Source organism: Pseudomonas syringae group sp. 26L6 (assembly GCF_032587815.1).
GTDB lineage: Bacteria > Pseudomonadota > Gammaproteobacteria > Pseudomonadales > Pseudomonadaceae > Aquipseudomonas > Aquipseudomonas amygdali.
The window spans coordinates 223,610-244,654 of the sequence record NZ_JAWHPJ010000009.1; the positions used below are offsets into that span (position 1 = coordinate 223,610).

The 21,045-nt window shown below is 57.4% G+C and carries 16 protein-coding genes; 12 read left to right on the forward strand and 4 right to left on the reverse strand.

Going from position 1 to position 21,045, the window contains the following annotated elements; all coding sequences use genetic code 11:
* The first annotated feature begins 13 nt into the window (after positions 1 to 13).
* Both treS and glgB read left to right on the forward strand, forming a co-directional pair.
* Positions 14 to 3,340 (forward strand): maltose alpha-D-glucosyltransferase, encoded by a 3,327-nt coding sequence (treS, locus tag RYA97_RS03570; protein ID WP_005743618.1) that lies wholly within the window; start codon positions 14 to 16, stop codon positions 3,338 to 3,340.
* Positions 3,337 to 5,562 (forward strand): 1,4-alpha-glucan branching protein GlgB, encoded by a 2,226-nt coding sequence (gene glgB, locus RYA97_RS03575; protein WP_117139909.1) that lies wholly within the window; start codon positions 3,337 to 3,339, stop codon positions 5,560 to 5,562. Before treS ends, glgB begins: the two co-directional genes overlap by 4 nt.
* Positions 5,563 to 5,592: 30 nt before the next feature.
* Here the strand turns inward: glgB and RYA97_RS03580 are convergent, their stop codons facing one another.
* Positions 5,593 to 8,256, reverse strand: coding sequence for an autotransporter outer membrane beta-barrel domain-containing protein (locus RYA97_RS03580; RefSeq protein WP_016981267.1), 2,664 nt, complete (start codon positions 8,254 to 8,256; stop codon positions 5,593 to 5,595).
* Positions 8,257 to 8,508: 252 nt separating this feature from the next.
* Positions 8,509 to 9,702, reverse strand: a complete 1,194-nt coding sequence (locus RYA97_RS03585; protein ID WP_005743621.1) for an MFS transporter — start codon at positions 9,700 to 9,702, stop codon at positions 8,509 to 8,511.
* A 164-nt stretch (positions 9,703 to 9,866) separates the two neighbouring features.
* Here RYA97_RS03585 and RYA97_RS03590 point away from each other — a divergent pair, with 164 nt between their 5' ends.
* The gene (locus tag RYA97_RS03590) at positions 9,867 to 11,000 is read left to right on the forward strand and encodes a lactonase family protein (protein ID WP_016981269.1); all 1,134 of its coding nucleotides are present in this window, start codon (positions 9,867 to 9,869) and stop codon (positions 10,998 to 11,000) included.
* Between the two features lie 63 nt (positions 11,001 to 11,063).
* On the opposite strand, the gene RYA97_RS03595 is transcribed toward RYA97_RS03590, so the two are convergent.
* Both RYA97_RS03595 and RYA97_RS03600 read right to left on the reverse strand, forming a co-directional pair.
* Positions 11,064 to 12,653, reverse strand: a complete 1,590-nt coding sequence (locus tag RYA97_RS03595; protein ID WP_002553692.1) for an ABC-F family ATPase — start codon at positions 12,651 to 12,653, stop codon at positions 11,064 to 11,066.
* Positions 12,654 to 13,051: 398 nt separating this feature from the next.
* The gene (locus tag RYA97_RS03600; protein ID WP_005777524.1) at positions 13,052 to 13,900 is read right to left on the reverse strand and encodes a hypothetical protein; all 849 of its coding nucleotides are present in this window, start codon (positions 13,898 to 13,900) and stop codon (positions 13,052 to 13,054) included.
* Positions 13,901 to 14,758: 858 nt separating this feature from the next.
* On the opposite strand from RYA97_RS03600, the gene RYA97_RS03605 reads away from it, so the two are divergent.
* The 9 genes from RYA97_RS03605 to RYA97_RS03645 all read left to right on the forward strand — a co-directional run bounded on the left by RYA97_RS03605 (position 14,759) and on the right by RYA97_RS03645 (position 21,018).
* Entirely contained in the window at positions 14,759 to 15,460 is a 702-nt protein-coding gene (locus RYA97_RS03605; protein ID WP_005732846.1) for a DUF3053 domain-containing protein, read from the forward strand.
* Positions 15,461 to 15,556: 96 nt separating this feature from the next.
* Complete coding sequence (locus tag RYA97_RS03610) at positions 15,557 to 16,123, forward strand: GNAT family N-acetyltransferase (protein WP_016981270.1); 567 nt, start codon at positions 15,557 to 15,559, stop codon at positions 16,121 to 16,123.
* Between the two features lie 117 nt (positions 16,124 to 16,240).
* A complete protein-coding gene (locus tag RYA97_RS03615) occupies positions 16,241 to 16,666 on the forward strand; it encodes a DUF3830 family protein (protein ID WP_002553696.1) in 426 nt (141 codons plus the stop codon).
* A 115-nt stretch (positions 16,667 to 16,781) separates the two neighbouring features.
* Positions 16,782 to 17,225 (forward strand): hemerythrin domain-containing protein, encoded by a 444-nt coding sequence (locus RYA97_RS03620; RefSeq protein WP_005743629.1) that lies wholly within the window; start codon positions 16,782 to 16,784, stop codon positions 17,223 to 17,225.
* Positions 17,226 to 17,274: 49 nt separating this feature from the next.
* Complete coding sequence (locus RYA97_RS03625; RefSeq protein WP_004665522.1) at positions 17,275 to 17,634, forward strand: hypothetical protein; 360 nt, start codon at positions 17,275 to 17,277, stop codon at positions 17,632 to 17,634.
* A 346-nt stretch (positions 17,635 to 17,980) separates the two neighbouring features.
* Positions 17,981 to 18,832 (forward strand): transporter substrate-binding domain-containing protein, encoded by an 852-nt coding sequence (locus RYA97_RS03630; protein WP_002553699.1) that lies wholly within the window; start codon positions 17,981 to 17,983, stop codon positions 18,830 to 18,832.
* A gap of 63 nt (positions 18,833 to 18,895) precedes the next feature.
* The gene (locus tag RYA97_RS03635; protein ID WP_122322296.1) at positions 18,896 to 19,558 is read left to right on the forward strand and encodes an amino acid ABC transporter permease; all 663 of its coding nucleotides are present in this window, start codon (positions 18,896 to 18,898) and stop codon (positions 19,556 to 19,558) included.
* Positions 19,559 to 19,567: 9 nt separating this feature from the next.
* Positions 19,568 to 20,230, forward strand: a complete 663-nt coding sequence (locus RYA97_RS03640; protein WP_004665521.1) for an amino acid ABC transporter permease — start codon at positions 19,568 to 19,570, stop codon at positions 20,228 to 20,230.
* Positions 20,227 to 21,018, forward strand: coding sequence for an amino acid ABC transporter ATP-binding protein (locus RYA97_RS03645; RefSeq protein ID WP_057404568.1), 792 nt, complete (start codon positions 20,227 to 20,229; stop codon positions 21,016 to 21,018). Before RYA97_RS03640 ends, RYA97_RS03645 begins: the two co-directional genes overlap by 4 nt.
* Positions 21,019 to 21,045: the final 27 nt, after the last annotated feature.

Here is a 21,045-nt window from a genome sequence, read left to right on the forward strand (position 1 = left end):
CAAGGAGTCAATAATGGCCAAGAAGCCCGGTGACGCGACATTCATCAAAGACCCGCTCTGGTACAAGGATGCGGTGATTTACCAGGTTCATGTGAAATCGTTCTTCGATTCCAATAACGACGGGATCGGCGATTTCGCGGGCTTGATCGAAAAGCTCGACTACATTGCCGCGCTGGGGGTCAACACCATCTGGTTGCTGCCGTTCTACCCGTCGCCGCGCCGGGACGATGGCTACGATATTTCCGAATACCGCGATGTGCATAGCGATTACGGCACCATGGCCGATGCCAAGCGCTTCATTGCCCAGGCGCACAAGCGTGGCCTGCGGGTGATCAGTGAGCTGGTTATCAACCATACGTCCGACCAGCACCCGTGGTTTCAGAAAGCGCGTCATGCCAAGCCCGGCTCCAAGGCACGGGATTTCTATGTCTGGTCGGACACCGACCAGAAATACGACGGCACGCGGATCATTTTTCTCGACACAGAAACGTCCAACTGGACCTGGGACCCGGTCGCCGGTCAATACTTCTGGCACCGTTTTTACTCCCACCAACCAGACCTGAACTTCGATAACCCGCATGTACTTGATGCGGTGCTTGAAGTCATGCGCTTCTGGCTGGACCTGGGCATTGACGGTTTGCGTCTGGACGCTATCCCGTACCTGATCGAACGCGATGGCACCAATAACGAGAACCTTCCGGAAACCCATCAGGTGCTCAAGCGTATTCGCGCCGAGATCGATGCGAACTACCCGGACCGCATGCTGCTGGCCGAGGCCAATCAATGGCCGGAAGACACCCAGCTGTATTTCGGCGACAGCAAGGGGCCGGATGGAGACGAATGTCACATGGCGTTTCACTTCCCGCTGATGCCGCGCATGTACATGGCGCTGGCGCAGGAAGACCGCTTTCCGATCACCGATATTCTGCGCCAGACACCGGAAATTCCGGAGAATTGCCAGTGGGCGATTTTCCTCCGCAACCACGACGAGCTGACCTTGGAAATGGTGACGGATCGTGAGCGTGATTACCTCTGGAATTACTATGCCGCTGACCGCCGCGCGCGGATCAACCTGGGTATTCGTCGACGCTTGGCACCACTGGTTGATCGGGACCGCCGCCGGGTCGAACTGTTGAACAGCATGCTGTTGTCGATGCCCGGCACGCCGACGCTGTATTACGGCGACGAGATCGGCATGGGCGATAACATCTACCTGGGCGACCGGGACGGTGTGCGCACGCCCATGCAATGGTCGATCGACCGCAACGGCGGCTTTTCGCGGGCCGACCCGGCCAGCCTGGTATTGCCGCCGATCATGGACCCGATGTACGGCTTTCAGTCGGTCAACGTCGAAATTCAGGAGCGTGACCCGCACTCGCTGCTGAACTGGAATCGACGCATGCTGGCGGTGCGCAAACAGCAGAAGGCATTCGGGCGTGGCACGCTGAAAATGCTCTCGCCGTCGAACCGCCGCATTCTTGCGTATACCCGCGAGTACACGGCACCCGATGGTCACAGCGAAGTGGTGTTGTGTGTTGCCAACGTTTCCAGCGCCGCTCAGGCTGCAGAGCTTGAGCTGTCGGCTTACGCAGGCACAGTGCCGGTGGAAATGCTCGGTGGCAGCGCATTTCCGCCTATCGGGCAGTTAAGCTATTTGCTGACGCTCCCGCCGTATGGTTTTTACTGGTTTTTACTGGCTTCGGAGAATCAAATGCCCAGTTGGCACGTTGAACCCGCGCAGAGCATGCCGGACTTCCCGACTCTGGTGCTCAAGAAGCGCCTTGAGGAGTTGCTCGAAGAGCCGCTGCGCAGCACCATGGAAAAAACGTCACTGGCTGTTTACTTGCCAAAACGCCGCTGGTTCGCAGGCAAGGGCAAGGACATAGAGCAGGTCAATATCGCGTATGCGGTGCGTTTCGGCGATGAGGCGCACCCTGTGTTGCTCAGCGAAATAGAAGTGACTGCAGACGGCCAGACCGATCGCTATCAGCTGCCATTCGGCTTGCTCGCCGAAGACGACATCAGCAGCGCGTTGCCACAGCAACTGGCACTTGCCAGAGTGCGGCGTAATCGTGATGTAGGGCTGATCACCGATGCGTTTACCCTGGAAACCTTCATTCGTGCAGTGATTCAGGGCATGCAGTCGGATACGGTCATCCCCTGCGCTGACGGCGAGTTGCGTTTCGAGCAAAGTTCGCAGCTGGCACCGCTCGCCCTCACCGCAGAGTCGGAAGTGCGCTACCTGTCTGCCGAGCAGTCGAACAGCTCGGTGGTCGTCGGTGGCAGCCTGGTGCTCAAACTGATTCGTAAAGTCAGTGCCGGGACGCACCCGGAGCTGGAAATGGGTGCTTTCCTGACCAACGCTGGCTTCAAGAATATCTCGCCGTTGCTGGGCTCTGTGGTGCGTGTCGGCAACGACGGAAAACCGAATCTGCTGATGATTGCCCAAGGCTACCTGAGCAATCAGGGTGACGCTTGGGAGTGGACACAGAACAATCTGGAACGCGCAGTACGCGATGAGTTGGCGCATGGCGTTTCCGGCCAGGAACAGCATTACAATGCGTTGCTGGAGCTGGCGGACTTTTCGCGTAGCCTTGGTCAGCGTCTCGGTGAAATGCACCAGATTCTGGCGTCGCCTACCGACAATGCAGACTTCGCTGTTGAAGTCACCAGCAGTCAGGACAGCAAGGCCTCCGGAACCAGCGTCAATGCTCAGCTTGAGCGCGCCTTGCAACTGCTTGAGCAGCGCAAGGGCGATCTGGAACAGGACGATCAGCAACTGGTCAGCGATTTGCTTGCACAGCGCAAGCAGATTCGTCAGCGCGTCGAAGGTCTGGCCAAGCGCTCGGCAGGTGGCCTGCGGATTCGCGTGCATGGTGACTTGCACCTCGGGCAAGTGCTGGTGGTCAAAGGCGATGCCTACCTGATCGATTTCGAGGGTGAACCGGCCCGCGCACTTGAAGAACGCCGTGCCAAGCACAGCCCGTTCAAGGATGTCAGCGGTGTTTTGCGCTCGTTTGACTACGCTGCCGCCATGGCAGTACGCAGCGCACAAAGCGTCGATACCTCGCCTGAGGCTGCCGGTGCTCGCAAACGTGTCGCCGAGACCTACCTGGCGCAGGCGCGGGAAGCCTTTATCGAAGGTTATCGCTCGGCAACGAGCGGAATGGCTCATGCCTGGAAAGATGCAAAAGGGGAGGACGCCGCACTGGAATTGTTCACTCTTGAAAAAGCTGCTTATGAAGTGATCTACGAAGCCGAGAATCGTCCAGCCTGGTTGGCCGTTCCCTTGCAAGGCTTGCGTGGGTTGCTGCAACCGTCTGATGGAGAGCCAATATGAATGCGCCTCACAAAACCGGCACAGGCCGCCGCGCGATTCCCGCTGCTGCGGACCTCGACGCGCTGATCCGCGCGGAACACCGTGATCCTTTCTCGATCCTGGGTCCGCACGGTGACGGCGGCAGCGGGCAATACGTTCGTGCCTATCTGCCCGCTGCGTTGAGCGTGCGTCTGCTGGCCAAAGATGATGGTCGCGAGCTGGGCGAGATGGAAATGAGCGAGGTGCCGGGGTTTTTCGTCGGTCATCTCGAGCAGCCACAGCCTTACCTGCTGAAAATCCAATGGGCTGGCGGCGAGCAGATCACCGAGGACCCTTACAGCTTCGGTCCGCTGCTGGGCGAGATGGACCTTTATCTGTTTGCCGAAGGCAACCACCGCGACCTGAGCAGTTGCCTGGGCGCGCAAGTGACCAACGTCGATGGCGTCGACGGTGTGCGCTTTGCGGTCTGGGCGCCGAATGCCCGCCGTGTGTCGGTGGTCGGCAGTTTCAACAGCTGGGATGGTCGTCGTCACCCGATGCGCCTGCGTCACCCGACCGGCGTATGGGAGATTTTCGTTCCGCGTCTGCAGCCCGGTGAAGTCTACAAATACGAGATCCTCGGTGCCCACGGGATTCTACCGCTGAAAAGCGACCCTATGGCTCTGGCCACTACGCTGCCGCCCGACACCGCGTCAAAGGTCTCTGCGCCACTGCAATTCGAGTGGAACGACCAGGAATGGCTGCAATCACGGACAGGCCGCCACGATGTTGCCGCGCCGCTGTCGATCTACGAACTGCACGCAGGCTCGTGGCAGATGGAGCAGCACGAAGACGGTCAATGGCGACAGTACAACTGGCGCGAGCTGGCTGACCGCTTGATTCCCTATGTGAAGGAACTCGGCTTCACCCACATTGAGCTGATGCCGATCATGGAGCACCCGTTCGGGGGGTCATGGGGCTATCAGTTGCTGGCCCAGTTTGCACCGACTGCTCGCTACGGTTCGCCGGAAGATTTCGCCGCGTTCGTTGACGCCTGTCATCGGGCTGAAATAGGCGTGATTCTTGACTGGGTGCCTGCGCATTTCCCGACCGATACCCACGGCCTGGCGCAGTTCGACGGCACCGCGCTGTACGAGTACGCCGACCCCAAGGAAGGCTTCCATCAGGACTGGAACACGCTGATCTACAACCTGGGGCGCACCGAAGTTCACGGCTTCATGCTGGCTTCGGCGTTGCACTGGCTCAAGCATTACCACATCGACGGTCTGCGCGTGGATGCGGTGGCGTCAATGCTGTACCGCGACTATTCGCGTAATGCAGGCGAATGGGTGCCAAATCGCTTTGGCGGACGCGAAAACCTCGAGGCAATCGACTTTCTGCGTCATTTGAACGACGTAGTTGCGCTGGAAGCCCCAGGGACCATGGTGATTGCGGAAGAGTCGACCGCGTGGCCGGGTGTCAGCGAGCCGACCCAGCAGGGTGGGCTGGGCTTCAACTACAAGTGGAACATGGGCTGGATGCATGATTCGCTGCAGTACATGGAGGAGGACCCGATCAATCGCGGACACCACCACGGCAAGCTGAGCTTCGGCCTGGTGTACGCGTGGTCAGAGCGCTTCGTACTGCCTATTTCCCATGACGAAGTGGTACACGGCAAACATTCGCTGATCGACAAGATGCCGGGTGACCACTGGCAGAAGTTCGCCAACCTGCGCGCTTATCTGTCGTTCATGTGGACGCACCCGGGCAAGAAACTGCTGTTCATGGGCTGTGAATTCGGTCAGTGGCGTGAGTGGAATCACGACCGTGAACTGGACTGGTACTTGATGAAATACGCTGAACATATTGGCGTGAAGAAGCTGGTCAGCGACCTGAACCGAATCTATCGTCAGGAAAAGGCGTTGCACCAGCGCGATGCTGATCCAGCGGGCTTCCAGTGGCTGATCGGCGACGACCAGGCCAATAGCGTGTTTGCCTACCTGCGCTGGAGCAATGATGGCGAGCCGCTGCTGGTGGTGGCCAACATGACGCCAGTGCCGCGCCTGGATTATCGTGTCGGCGCGCCGGTGTCAGGTGCATGGACTGAGTTGCTGAACAGCGACGCGGAAACCTACGCAGGTTCTAACATGGGCAATGGTGGGGAAGTGAACACCGAAGACGAGCCAGCACATGGGATGGAGGCTTCACTGAAACTGAACCTGCCGCCGCTTGCCGTGCTTATCCTCAAACCGAAGAAAGACTGACCAGGGTGCATCCCCGCGCTGACGGTCGCATTACCACACCAGCCTGAAACCCAGGCTGGTGTTTACTCCCTCCGTTCCTTGTTCGCCCAGATCAACAAGGTAATCAGCGCTCCAGTGCAGACTGGCCTTGCTGCTCAATGTCGCTATCATCCCGGCGCCGATACTGCCCGTCGTTGATCGATGCTCGGTTCTTATCTGATCTGCATGATCGAATGTCAGCGTGTCATGGCCGTCTTTGGTGTGCCAGAGGTTGGCTCGCAGATAAGGCGCTATCGGTACGCTACTGAATTGATAGCGCCCCTTGAAACGTATGCCGATGCGCCCTGTGGTGTAAGACTGACTGTCGAATCCGAGATGGGCAATGCCGTCATGCTGATCCTGAAGGTCTATGCGTTGGTAGATGATCTGTAGCTGAGGCTCTGCAACCCAGCGCTGTGAGAGTGGCAGCGGATACCCGGCCTCTGCAGACAGGCTCATCACATGGCCTTCAATGTCGACGCCTGTGCCCCTGACGGAGCGGCTGCGGCCGTCCAGGCGAGTGCCCATCGCGACTGCGTCAACGTACCCGCCACCGGGTGTCGTCAGCGTCCAGTAGGCGCCCAGGCTTTCCCCGTTCAGTTTCAGATGGCCTGTTTCGTAGTTTCTGAAACCTTCAGCAAAACCCTTCACCTTGCCATCCAGACGGTTATGCGCGACGAACAGCCCGACGCGCTGGCTCCACCCGTTTTCCAAGTGCCAGGCATACAGATCATGGCCGATCTGGTAGCCCTTGAATGAAGCGTCCAGGCTTGGGCTCACGTCTCCAGACCAGCGTTGCCTGAAGTCGCTGCCAAACACACGTGCCCATCCGGCAGGCGCCATGCCGTATTGGGCCAGTAGCGCCTGATCACCCTGGCGCTCATGAAAGGTGCCCAGTGAACTCTGGGTCAGTAATGCTGCTACGGGCGTCACTACCGAGTAATTGGCGACCTCGGGGCGATACAGGGCAATCGGCGCTGCGCCGCGAACAGGTTGCGGTAATGGCGGGGTTCCCGGGGCGGGTACTGGCAATGTAGCTGCGGGCAGGGAAGGCACCGGGCTGACCGGTGGATTGGGCGGTGCGGGCTGAGGCGCAGGCTCGGAGGTTGTTGGTGGCTCGGCTATAGGCTCAGGTTCAGGTGTCGGGATGGGTGACGGTGAAGGAGACGGTACTGGTTCAGGTGCTGGCTCGACAGGCGAGGGCGCTGGCTGCGGCGGAGAAATCATGGCAGAGCGCAGGAACCAGCTATTCTCTGAGCCGGCAGAGGCTCCTCCCTTGAACAGATAATATTGATAGGCACCAGCGGACAGTGGGTCTTGCAACGAAAACGCTGCATTGTCGCTGCTGGCACCCTCGATAGCTTGCACCACTTCGATGCCATTGCCTTGAGTCAAGGCACCCAGGCCGCCCGAACGGCTGACGGTTATCCGGGTTGAACCACTGATATGTCCCTGTGCAACTACCAGCGTGTCGCTGGCAGATGCGTCATCGCCAAGCGCCGACTGCAACAGCAGTCTCCCATCGCGACCGGTGTAATTGCCTCTCACAGTCAGTGTGTCGGTGAGCGAATGACCTGCGCCGATCAGGGCCAGCGTTCCGGCATTATCGAGCGTGGCTTGGGATGCCGGGTTAAACGGGACGACACTGCCGGAGGTTGAGGTCAGCCTACTGCCCGCGTCGATATTCAGCGCACCTGTATCGCTTGTGCTGTCGCCCAGCACCAGCGCCCCGGCCAGATCCAGCTGCGAGCCGTTGCTCAGGTTGACGGTCTCCCAGTTGCCATAGCGACCCGGCTGCAAAGACACAGTGTTATCAAACGTCAGCACGTCATTGCCAGGGCCGCCGTCAAGCAGCGGGTTGGCGCTCAGGTAATATTCGCTCAGGTTGTACAGCCGCGCCGCATCATCGCCGTCGGCCATCAACACACTGTTGCGGGCGTAGCCACCGTTCAGCCAATTGAAGCTGTCATTACCGGCGCTGGCACGAACTTCACCACGAATATCGCCACCGCTGAGGGTGATCAGGTCGTCGCCGCCGCTGACGCTGACATTGCCGCCCACAGAGCCGCCCAAGAGGGTGATCGTATCCCTGCCAAAGCCGGTTACCAGGTTGTTGATGATCGTGCCACCGGACATCTCGAACACGTTGTTGTCGAGCTTCATGTCAACTCGGCCAATGCTGCCGCCGGTCATCACCGCAACGTCGCCGTCCTCGAACGCACGAGTGATGGTGCCTCCGGTCATCAGAAAGGTATCTCGCCCGTCGCCCTGGGCCAGCGAGCCCAGCGTACCGCCGCTCATGAAAAAGTCGTCGGGATCGTCGCCCTGGTTCAGGCCGCCGCTGATCTCGCCCGCCGACAACGTGAATGAGTCGATTCCGGCACTCTGGGTGACGTTGCCGAGAATACGGCCTGACTGCATATCAACGCTGTCGATTCCTGACCCATAGCTGATATCGCCGGCGACCGTGCCTGTTCCGCCTTTGGGAAATATCAGAATGTGATTGCCGCTCAGACCGATAAATGGGCCGCTGGTGTCACTGTCGCAGACTTGAACGCCGGACGACGTCGAGGACCCAAGTGCGCAGGCTCCCTCCGCACAGGACGGGATAATGGCCAGCATAATGAATGGCAGAACATTACGGGTGTGGTACAGATGAATACAACGGATTTTCATGACAGCTCTCCCGGCCAGGCAGGCAGCAGGGAGGCAATCGAAACGGATCAAGGCGCCAGACTGCCACGCTCAGTGACGTCGCCCCAAGGCTGGCGACGGTCGCTTTGCGGGCCTGTTTTCAAGGCCCGCAGTACGAAGTCAAGAGGTCGTTGGCCGATGCGTCAAGAAGTTGACCGACCGGTGGCGAGATTTAAACTTTTTCTACCAACTATTGGAATTACAAGTAAAAAACTTATGCGCTAAAAGTAGTGTTCATGCTGGATATGTTTGGTTGGCGGTGCGGCGTGATAACCAGATTGTCAGCGCCAGCGCGCACACCGACAGCAACGCCGCGTAAAAAAATATCCAGTCATAGCCCTGACCCAAGGCAATAGCCCCCATTACAGGGCCGGCAATTGCCAAGGCCAGATCGAAGAACACAGCGTAGGCACTCAGGCCTGCGCCTCGGCTGGGGGTAGGTACGCTTTTGATCGCTTCCACGCCCAGCGCCGGGTAGACCAGTGAAAGCCCCACACCGGTTAGTCCGGCCCCAGCCAGAGCAATGCCGCTGCTCGGTGAAAGCCAGAGCATCAGCAGTCCGCAGATCTCCACAGCCATGCAGACGATGGCCGCGTTGTAGCCGCCGAGGCGGTTGATGGCACCGATGAACAGCAGGCGGGCGAGGATAAAGCACACGCCAAACATGCTCAGGCAATAGGCCGCACCTTCCCAGCCGCGGCTTAGATAAAACAGGGTGATGAAGGTGGTCAGCGTGCCGTAGCCGATGGAGGACAACGTCAGTCCCAGACCATAAGGCGCGATCCGGCCGAACACTGACCAATAGGGCAGGCGCTCACCGACTACGACCGGTACCGATGGCTTGTTGCGGATCAGCCAAAGTGCCAGCCCTGCCATCACGATCAAGGCGATCCCCAGGCTGTTGAAACCCACGGCATCGATGACAATCACGCCCAGCGGTGCACCAATGGCTATCGCACCATAGGACGCGATGCCGTTCCACGAGATTGATCGGGCCGTATGTTCTGCGCCGAGTTTGCCGATGCACCAACTGATAGTGCCAACTCCGATAAGCCCTTGGGAAACGCCGAGAAACAGTCGCGCAACGATCAGAATCAACAGGCTCAACGTGGCGAACTCCTGAAGCAGCGTTGCCAGTAACGTCATGCTGCCACTGATGACGATGCCCCACAGTCCGAACACGATAGAGCGCTTGCTGCCCAGCGTGTCGGTCGCCCGGCCGGCAAAAGGTCGACTCAGCAGCGTTGCCAGGTATTGCGAGGCAATGGTCAGGCCTGCAATCAACGGGCTGAAACCCAGCTGGTCGTGAACATAGCCGGGCAGCACCGCAATAGGCAGGCCGATGCACAGGAAGGCGATGAAGGTGTATAAAACGATGGAAACGATCTGCAGGGTAATCGTCATGGAACCGGAGTGTGCGGCAGGCATTGGGCTCTTCGCTGGCAGGCGGTGGGAGTGCCTCATCATGGCGTGCACTGTGACTAAAAGAAAGCAGGCTAACGGTTTTATGGGGGCTGATTATCAGGCAGTTGCTGTTCTGTAGATATGGTCATAGGATGACTGATCACACCACAATAATAAAAAGGTTCACCATGAGAAATATTCTATTGCTGGCCGCTGCAGTCGGTTGTTCGTTTGGCCTGCCTGCCCAGGCAGCCACGTTTGCTTACATTTCCAGTCCCACTGACGGCCTTATATCCCAATACCGTCTGGATGAGCAGAGCGGCGCGCTCAGCCTGGTCGAGCAGACCAAAGCCGGAGACCAGGTCAATCCGATGGCCATCTCACCGGACGGCAAAGCGTTATTTGCAGCGCTGCGTTCCAAGCCTTATCAAGTGCTGAGTTTCAGCATCGAGCCTGCAACAGGGCATCTCAAGCCGCTGAGCCAGGCACCATTGGCCGAGAGCCTGGCCTATTTGTCTACCGATCGCAGCGGGCGCTTCCTGTTCGGCGCATCCTATGGTGCCGATTTGCTCAGCGTACAGCCCATCGATGCGCAACACCGCCCAAGCGACAGTATCCAGACCTACAAGACCGGCATGCATGCGCATTCGGTGCGCACCGACCCGAGCAACCGTTTTGTATACGCCGGTAATCTTGGCGTTGATCGTGTTCTGCAATACCGGCTGGAGCCAAAAGACGGCAAGCTTGTTCCCATTGGCGAGGGCTACGTTGCGGTTGCCGAGAATACCGGCCCGCGCCACTTGGCATTCTCTTCCGATGGCAAATTTCTGTACGTGGTTGGCGAAATGAGTGGCACCGTCACTGCCTTCGCGATCAACCAGAAAACCGGTGCGTTGAAGCAGACAGGCGAGGCGGACGGTATCCCGAAACGCTTGAACCTGGCGCAGGGGCAAGCCCGCGATGCACGCAACAACGATCTCAAGGACGATCCTACCCCGCGTATCTGGGCGGCAGACATTCGCCTCGCGCCGAATGGCAAGTGGCTGTTTATCAGCGAGCGCACTACCAGCAGCGTGTCGGTGTTCAAGGTCGAGCCTGCCAGTGGCAAGGTGACGTTTGTCGAAAACTATCCGGTGCAGGAAAAACAGCCACGCAACATTGCGGTGTCACCCAATGGGCGCTGGTTGCTGGTGAGCGGTGAGAAAAGCGACAAGGTCGGTAGTTACGCCATTGCGGCGAACGGTGCCTTGCAGCGGGTCAGCGAAGCGCCCTCGGGCAAGGGTGCGCTGTGGATTGAAATGCTCAGCCAGCCGGGCCAGTAGCGGTTTTGAAAATAAAAAGCCCTGTCACAAGACAGGGCTTTTTGCTGTAGCAGCCTGACAGGCTTAGAACGAAACGCCCTGGCTGCGCAGGTAGTCGTCGTAGGTACCGCTGAAGTCGATCACGCCGCTTGGGCTGAGTTCGATGATGCGGGTTGCCAGCGAGGACACGAACTCGCGGTCGTGGCTGACGAAAATCAGGGTGCCCGGGTAGTTTTCCAGCGCAAGGTTCAGCGCTTCGATGGATTCCATGTCCAGGTGGTTGGTCGGTTCGTCCATCACCAGCACGTTCGGTTTTTGCAGGATCAGCTTGCCGAACAGCATGCGGCCCTGTTCACCACCGGAAATCACTTTGACCGACTTGAGGATCTCGTCATTGGAGAACAGCATGCGGCCCAGAGTGCCACGTACCATTTGCTCGCCGCCTTGCGTCCACTGGCCCATCCAGTCGAAGAGGGTAGATTCGTCTTCAAAATCGTGAGCGTGGTCCTGAGCGTAGTAACCGATTTCCGCTGCTTCGGTCCACTTGACCGTGCCTGCATCGGGTTGCAACTCGTTGACCAGGGTGCGCAGCAGGGTGGTCTTGCCGATGCCGTTCGGACCGATGATTGCAACACGTTCGCCGGCTTCGACCTGGAAGCTGAAGTCCTTGAACAGTGTCTTGCCATCGAAGCCTTTGGCCATGCGATCGACAATGACCGCCTGACGGTGCAGCTTTTTGGTTTGTTCGAAACGAATGAACGGGCTGACACGGCTGGACGGCTTGACCTCGGCCAGCTGGATCTTGTCGATCGCCTTGGCTCGGGACGTTGCCTGCTTGGCTTTCGATGCGTTGGCCGAAAAGCGGCTGACGAACGATTGCAGCTCGGAGATCTGTGCCTTCTTCTTGGCGTTGTCGGACAGCAATTGCTCGCGGGACTGGGTCGCGACGGTCATGTACTCGTCATAGTTGCCCGGGAACAGGCGCAACTCGCCGTAATCCAGGTCGGCCATGTGCGTGCACACGCTGTTCAGGAAGTGACGGTCGTGGGAGATGATGATCATCAGGCTGTTGCGCTGGGTGAGGATGTTTTCCAGCCAGCGAATGGTGTTGATGTCCAGGTGGTTGGTCGGTTCGTCGAGCAACAGCACTTCCGGATCGGAGAACAGTGCCTGCGCGAGCAGCACGCGCAGTTTCCAGCCGGGCGATACTTCGCTCATAGGACCGTTGTGCTGCTCGATGCCGATACCCAGGCCCAGCAGCAGTTCGCCGGCACGGGACTCGGCAGTGTAGCCGTCCATTTCCGCAAACTCGGTTTCCAGCTCGGCCACGGCCATGCCGTCGTCTTCGCTCATTTCCGGCAGCGAGTAGATGCGGTCGCGCTCGGCCTTGACCTTCCACAGCTCTTCATGGCCCATGATCACGGTGTCGAGCACCGTGAATTCTTCGTAGGCGAACTGATCCTGGCGCAGCTTACCCAGTCGTACGTTCGGCTCCAGCATCACCTGACCGCCCGAAGGCTCGAGGTCGCCACCGAGGATTTTCATGAAGGTGGACTTGCCGCAGCCGTTCGCGCCAATAAGGCCGTAACGGTTACCGGCGCCAAACTTGACCGAGACGTTCTCGAACAAGGGTTTGGGGCCGAACTGCATCGTGATGTTAGCTGTGGAGATCAATTACTTTACCTATCAATAACTTGGGCAATAACTGGGGAGCGCTGGTGTCAGCGGGTGTCGGGTTTTAGACCCGACCGGAGCTGTTCAGCCTGCTCCGCCTGAGCATGAGCTGATCCAACGGGCATACGTCTACAGCAACGGCAGCCTGCCATGGCCGCGTTGCCGGGATATGAATGTGGGGGTTCATGCCAGACATTGGCGCGCATTGTCGCATAGGTCGGGCGGCAGTGACATGGTGGACGGTGCCGGATTGCCGAGTTGTCCACGTTCCGGCCTGCTCAGGAGCCTGTTGGGTAGCCTTGCTCAAAGCGTGTGCACAAGGCAGAGGCAGGCGCGATTTCAAAAGAAGTCGCAGAAGAAAGATACTGAGTCGTCACATTGCCTGATCGGGAGGTCGTTTACGTTCGGCTAGCGCTGTAACGGGCAACGCTCACTTTAAGTCGGGCCTCATCAATGCTCAACTTGGGAATGACTTCATCCGGAACTCGCGAGCTGTCGGATAAATTGAACACTTGAAAATCATCCCCGACTACATGCTTCGACATAAGTTCCAGTGACGGGAGAATTCTTGATTCGTAGTGCTGGTCCAGTCCACAAGGCGAGCACACATCTGTCGACGATTCATAGAATCGGCCTGCAGACTGGTTCATATCAAAGCCCACAAGAAAGACGCTATCAAAACCAAGGTGATAAGACAATTGCAAGGCGAGATACATGACCGTGCGAGCGTCGAAAAACCCCAATTCCAGGTTTTTGCTGAAGCCGATATCCCTGCTTCTATGACTCCATAAAGACACTTTTCTGACCAGTGCGTCGTCTCGTGAGCAGAGCGCCGCAACCGTGGATAACCTCGGTGATTTCTTCAGCGCATAGGCGCGCCCGGAAGGCCTGGGAATGCCGGAGCTGAACTGGTCTTCCCAGAGGCCGACATTCTCGCTCTCGCGCATTGCCGCGGCGAACAGCTCGGGCTGCTGATTGGGAAAGTCCCGGTCAGTACACACGTAGAACAATGGTTTGATGTTCGTTTCTGCAAACATCGAGAACGCCCCGTTCATGGTAATCATAGGGACGTCCGAAAAATCTTGAATCGGGAAGTTTCGGGCAGATTGACCTGAGCCAATCAGAAGAACCGGGCCTTTTCTGGTGCCTCTACATTTGCCGAAATCAAGTACGCGGGTCGGCTTCGGAATGTGGTCTTCAGCCGATTTGCGAAGATAAGCAGTCGCATTGATGGATTGACTAGTCATGACTACCCTGTAAGCACTAGTGGCAAATTAGTTGGGACATTTTGCGCGCAATACTACTGGCTGGTGGCCATTAGTTCAACATCAAAGAGTTTCGAAAGCGTATCATACTGGAAACATCACGCCACAGATTGATGGCTCATTTTTGAGAATTTGCCATTTCTTTACAATGTTCTCGGATGTAAGGCATGGCGCGCGGCGTTGTTTAATGTTAATTGGCTAGTATCAAACTAGTGGTTAATGCTCCTGTCGCTAGATGCACTTAACGCAACAATACTGTGTATGCACACAGTCTTGGCGCTGTGCGGGGGAAGGAAGGCGCGAGAGGGTGAGGCTGCAAGGCCCGGCTATTACCGGGCCTCCTTGTTGTGACGAATTTGTTGGTGGCTAATCGGATTTCCGTTCCTGCCGCTTCCTCCTGAACCAGCTCCCCAACGCGTGGAAAGGGTGAATGAACATCGCAATCGCTCCGAGCAGAAAGACGATGGAGACAAGGATCAGGCCAAGGCCCTCGTGTGCAAACATAGTGATTGACTCCTGTTGTTCACTTTGTCGGTCCGCTGAAGACTAGCCGCTGAAACGTTTCACCTCATGAAGAAAAGTTAATGAACTTTCCAGGCGGGCGCCGCGAGGCGAGCTTTTGCCTGGCTAGTGCTGTCGCGCCGAAGCTATGAAGTACTCGCGTTTGTTGACTCAAATAGCTGAGAAGGAGCGGATTTTCCGTGAGCCGGTCTGGGGACGGGACTTCTCAAAATTCACCTGTCGCGGAACTAGATGAGGTGACGACGAGACTATAAGCACGCTCGCGTTCATCGGGCCGTGCCTATGAGCGCGCATTCTCATCACCCGGAGGTTCCTGACATGAAGTCCCTTTTCCGTCCAGTCTTGCTGCTGGCTGTTGCTTTACCCCTGTTGCTGACTGGCTGCGGGGATAAGGAGCCCGAACAACGCACTGCGTTCACTCAGTTTCTGCAAACCCGAATTATCGACAAGCCAGGTGTGCACGTTCCCAAACTGACGGACGATGAAAAGAAAGCCTTTGGTGACTACAGCTCGCACTATGCCGTTATTTCCGACTTCGGCGCGGGCATGGACACTGCAGTGCAGCCTCTCGCTGGCTTGATGCAGAAAGGATCCTTTCGCTCGGTAAGCGATGTCATTCAACGTCGCGCAGACCTGGCTGCCGTGCAGACAGGTCTGGATGAGGTCGGCGAGAAGTTGACCATCGAGCAGGGCAAGGCCGATGCGGCACATGCCAAACTCAAGCAGCCCGATGACTTGAAAGTCGTTTACGACAAGGCTTATGACCGGACTGTGAGCGTGCCCGCCAACACGTTCCGTGAAGTCTTGCCGCAAATAAAGGGCACGTTTTCGAGCGGTCTGAAGGTTGCCGATTATGTGGACGCGCACAAATCGCAAATCGATATCTCCGGTTCGGCGATAACCGTCAAGGATCCGGTCGTACAGGCTGAACTCAACAAATTGCTGCAAGAGCTGAACGAGCAGGGCAAAAACGCTCAGCAGGCTCAGGCTCGCCTGCAATCGCTCATGACCGGTCGCTGAGACTGATCTGGCAGCTTGCCCCGGCCTTGTTGCCGGGCCAGGCCGTATGTCGGGTATGATTCGCGTGTCTGTTTGCCTGACCCGGGGCCTGCCTGTTTGATAATCAAACCTCTCTTATCGACGATTGCCCTGCGTGAAGCAGTGCCCGCTGACGTTATATGCCTGAGCGCGCTGGGCATGCAGGTCTTTCTCGACACCTACGCAACGCAGGGCATCCGTGAGTCCATCGCACGCGAAGCCCTCGACGCATTTTCCCCGCAGGCGTTTGCGCATCTGCTTGGCGCATCGGAAACGCTCATTATCGTGGCTGAATCTCTTGGGCATCTGATCGGCTTCGCTCAGGTAACGCTGTGCGTCGATCACCCGATGCTCGGCGTATCGACGGCTGCCGAGTTGCAACGCCTCTATGTGCAGGAACGCTTCACTGGATGTGGAGCAGGGCGACTGTTACTCGAAGCCGCCGAGCAGCGCGCTACGGCCAGAAAGGCGGCGTTGATGTGGGCGACTGTCTGGGTTGGCAACCCGCGCGCGTTGGGGTTTTATCCGCGGCAGGGTTATGAAGTAAAAGGTTCGCCACGTTATGAGTTTCAGGGCGAAACGCATGAGAATAGGCTATTCGCCAAACTGCTCGGCGGGTCAAATCTGACGCGGAATTCTGTTTGATCAACGATTGCAGATGTGTGTCCCTGTGAGCGCAGCGGAACTCCGTGACGCCTCACAAGACTCGCGTTTATCCTTGCGCATCATTCTGAGCATTGTTGCCTTCAAGGAGTCGTTGCAGTGACCACCATCAAAATTACCGCGGGCGGATACGAGTTTCTGGCCGAAGCCAATCCGGATGCGCCGCAAACGGTGGAAGCGTTTCTCAAGCTGCTGCCTTATCGGCAGAAATTCATTCATGTGCGCTGGAGTGGCGAAGGCTGCTGGGTGCCGCTGGATGATTATCAACTGAAGCTGAATGACACGTTGATCGGTTTCGAGAACGCAACGAGTCATCCTTCTGTGGGCGACATTCTGTTTTATCCGGGTGGTTACAGCGAAACCGAGATTATCCTGGCGTACGGTTCGTGCTGTTTCGCCAGCAAGATGGGGCAACTGGCCGGCAATCACTTTCTGACCATCACTCAAGGCAAGGAAAACCTTCGCAAACTGGGCGTCAAGACGCTTTGGGAAGGCGCTCAGGATGTGGTTTTCGAGCTGGCCTGAGCCTGCGGTTATTGCGCAGTAGTCATTTGCCAGCATTTCTCGGAACTGCTGATCTTCGCCAGGGGTCTAGTCCACAATGCTTCCAGCTCCCGGAAGCCGACCTGGAGACAAGACCTTGAATATCTTTGAAGCATTGCGTGAAAGCCATGATCGTCAGCGCGGTTACGCCGACGCACTGATCCAGACCAGCGGCGACAGTGTCGAACGGGAAAAAGCCTACAAACAGCTCAAGGATGAGCTTCAAGCTCATGAGACAGCCGAAGAGCGGTTTTTCTACATTCCCCTGATGGCCCACGACAACGGCGTGGACCTCAGTCGCCATGCCATTTCCGAGCATCATGAAATGGACGAGATGATGGAAGAGCTCGATGAAACCGAGATGTCGAGCCCGGCCTGGCTGGCGACTGCGAAAAAGTTGTCGGAAAAAGTGCATCACCACTTGAAGGAAGAAGAGCAGAAGTTCTTTCAGATGGCAGGCAAGTTACTTGATGAAAAGCAGAAAGAGAGCCTGGCTGGTGAGTACGTGAAGGAATACGAAGAGCAATTGGCTGAGGGGTAACAGGCCCGTGCAGTGCTAGAATCGGCTTTTTTATCAGCTAAGGCACGACATGAAGCTTCTGTTTTTGACGAGCGCAACGGTGATTGCGGCAACGGTTCTGGCCGGGTGCGCAGCGCCTTCAAACTCAGCACGTGCGGCAGGGCCATTCAAGGTCCTGTCGAGTGCCAAGCAGGATGCCGCCGTTGCCCAGTGCATTCAGGTGACCTGGCAGAACGAAGCGATGTTTGGCACATCTTCAGATGTGTTCCTGCATGATCTTTCCGGTGGCGGCTTCACCGTGTTCACTACCGAATCCAGGTATTTCGCAGACGTACACGCCAAAGGTCCTGCCACTGCTGTCGAGTTCTACGCCCCGCAGGGCGATACCCAGGCCGCCTTGCGATCTGCTGCGATTGCTACCTGCCTCTGACTGAATCTCTTGCCAATGCTCCCGCATTGGCAAGCAGTTCGTGGCGCTTTGCCTCCTATCTTCACTGCGGCGCGACCATTGCGCCTGCACCAGTACTGCGTACTCGATAGCGCGCGCGCACAAGAGTGGGGCCTTACCACTCAAACGTGACAAATGGTAGCGATGTCCTCAAGCCGTAATATCACCCAGCCATCAACTCTTTCATCTCCAGCCTTTTGATTTGCCTCGACATTTTTATGCGGTGTTTTTCGCAGGCCTCGTATGGCACACTTTCTGCTGTCTATTCCGTTGTTACATACCATTGTCCGCTATAGCGGAATAAAAATACTTCGGCGGAGTCTATGTCATGCATCGCGGACCTTCTTTTGTGAAAGCTTGTGCGTTTGTCCTTGCAGCCTCATTCACGCTGGCCAACGCGGCTCAGGCCGCCGAAGGCAGCAAGCTGGATGCAGTATTGAAACGTGGCAATCTGGTGGTGGGTACAGGCAGTACCAATGCCCCGTGGCATTTTCAGGGAGCGGACGGCAAGTTGCAGGGTTTCGATATCGACATCGGCAGGATCATCGCCAAGGGCCTGTTCAATGACCCGAGCAAGGTCGAGTTCGTGGTGCAGTCCTCGGATGCGCGAATTCCCAACCTGCTGACCGACAAGGTCGACATCAGTTGCCAGTTCATCACCGTTACCGCCAGTCGTGCACAGCAGGTGGCGTTCACCTTGCCGTACTACCGCGAAGGCGTAGCGTTGTTGCTGCCTGCCAACAGCAAATACAAGGAAATAGATGACCTTAAAGCCGCAGGCGACGGCGTGACCGTTGCCGTGCTGCAGAACGTATATGCCGAAGAACTGGTGCATCAGGCACTGCCCAAGGCCAAGGTCGATCAGTACGACAGCGTTGACCTGATGTACCAGGCGATCAACTCGGGGCGCGCCGACACGGCAGCCACCGATCAGTCTTCAGTGAAGTACCTGATGGTGCAGAACCCTGGGCGCTACCGCTCGCCGGCTTTTGCCTGGAGCCCGCAAACCTACGCTTGTGCCGTCAAACGTGGCGACCAGGACTGGCTGAACTTCGTCAACACCGCGTTGCATGAAGCCATGACCGGTGTCGAGTTCCCGGCTTACGCCGCCTCGTTCAAGCAATGGTTCGGTGTCGATCTGCCGGTGCCTGCAATCGGTTTTCCGATGGAATACAAATAAGTCCACTCTGACCTTCAAGGGCAGGGCAGGCCTTCGGGCTTTCCCTGCCAGGTACGGGCAAGCATGAATTATCAATTGAATTTTGATGCCGTATGGCGTGACTTCCCCAGCTTGCTGGCGGGATTGGGCCTGGGGCTGGAACTGGCCCTGATCTCGATCGCTATCGGTTGTGTGATCGGGTTGGCAAATGCATTTGCGCTGTTGTCACGTTACAAGGCACTGCGCATTGTCGCGTCGATCTACGTCACCGTGGTGCGCAACACGCCCATTCTGGTGTTGATCCTGCTGATCTACTTCGCCTTGCCCGGGCTGGGCATTCGCCTGGACAAACTGGCGTCGTTCATTGTCACGCTGTCGCTGTACGCTGGCGCCTATCTGACCGAAGTTTTCCGTGCCGGTTTGCTGAGCATCCACGAAGGTCAGCGCGAAGCAGGGTTGGCCATCGGTCTGGGCGAGTGGCAGGTGAGGGCATACATCATCGTGCCGGTCATGTTGCGCAACGTGTTGCCAGCGCTATCCAACAACTTCATTTCGCTGTTCAAGGACACTTCACTGGCAGCCGCCATTGCGGTGCCGGAGCTGACCTACTACGCGCGCAAGATCAACGTCGAAAGCTACCGGGTGATCGAAACCTGGCTGGTGACTACTGCACTCTATGTAGTGGCCTGCTATGTGATCGCCATGCTCTTGCGCACCCTCGAACAACGTCTGGCGATTCGCCGCTAGGAGGCTGTCATGTATCAACCCCCTGGCTGGTTGCAGGAATTGTGGACCGCGCGAGAAGTGCTCTGGTCCGGCTTTTTGACCAGTATCCAGTGCTCGGCGCTGGCGATTGCTGCGGGCACGCTGATCGGCATGCTGGCCGGTCTGGTGCTGACCTACGGCGGATTCTTCGCACGGTTGCCGATCCGACTCTATGTGGATCTGATACGCGGTACGCCGGTGTTCGTGCTGGTACTGGCAGTCTTTTATATGGTGCCAGCGCTGGGCTGGCAAATCAGCGCGTTTCAAGCTGGCGCAATAGGCCTGACGTTGTTCTGCGGCTCTCACGTATCGGAAATCGTGCGCGGTGCCCTGCAGGCCATTCCCGCTGGCCAGCTGGAGGCTGGCAAGGCGATCGGGCTGCGTTTCAATCAGTCGCTGCGCTATGTGTTGTTGCCGCAGGCCATGCGCCAGATCCTGCCGACGTGGGTCAATTCCTCGACCGAGATCGTCAAAGCTTCGACACTGCTTTCAGTCATCGGTGTGGCTGAACTGTTGTTGAGCACTCAGCAGGTGATTGCGCGCACGTTCATGACCCTGGAGTTCTACCTGTTTGCAGGTTTTCTGTTCTTTCTCATTAATTACGCCATTGAGCTTCTTGGGCGGCAAATCGAAAAACGGGTGGCATTGCCATGACACAGACTCATAACGCAACCCCCGGCCCGGCGCTGCTCAGCATCGAAGGCCTGCACAAGTCCTATGGCGCAGTGGAAGTGCTCAAGGGGGTCGATCTGCGTATGCAGAAAGGCAACGTTGTTACCCTGATCGGTTCCAGTGGCTCGGGCAAGACCACCTTGCTGCGCTGCGTCAATCTGCTGGAAGAGTTTCAGGGCGGTCATATCCGGCTTGAGGGGCAGGATATCGGTTACAGCGACGTAGGCGGCAAGCGCACCCGTCATCCGGAGCGGGTTATTGCACAGCACCGGGCAATGACTGGCATGGCATTTCAGCAATTCAACCTGTTTCCGCACCTCAGCGCTCTGCAGAACGTGACCCTGGGCCTGCTCAAGGTCAAGAAGATGCCCAAGGATCAGGCCATTGCCCTGGCGGAAAAGTGGCTGGACCGGGTCGGGCTGCTGGAGCGCCGCAATCACTTCCCCGGCCAGTTGTCCGGTGGTCAGCAGCAGCGGGTCGCAATTGCCCGTGCCATTGCCATGAATCCCAGCCTGATGTTGTTCGATGAAGTCACTTCTGCGCTCGACCCGGAGTTGGTCGGCGAAGTGCTGAGCGTTATCAAGGACCTGGCCGAAGACGGCATGACCATGCTGCTGGTGACTCACGAAATGCGTTTCGCCTATGAGGTTTCAGACCAGATTGTATTCATGAATCAGGGGCGTATCGAGGAGCAGGGGCCACCCAAGACACTGTTCGAGCAACCGAAATCGACGCGCTTGAGCGAGTTTCTCAAGAACATCCGTTTTTAACGTTTCACGACGTCCAATGCTTCAAGA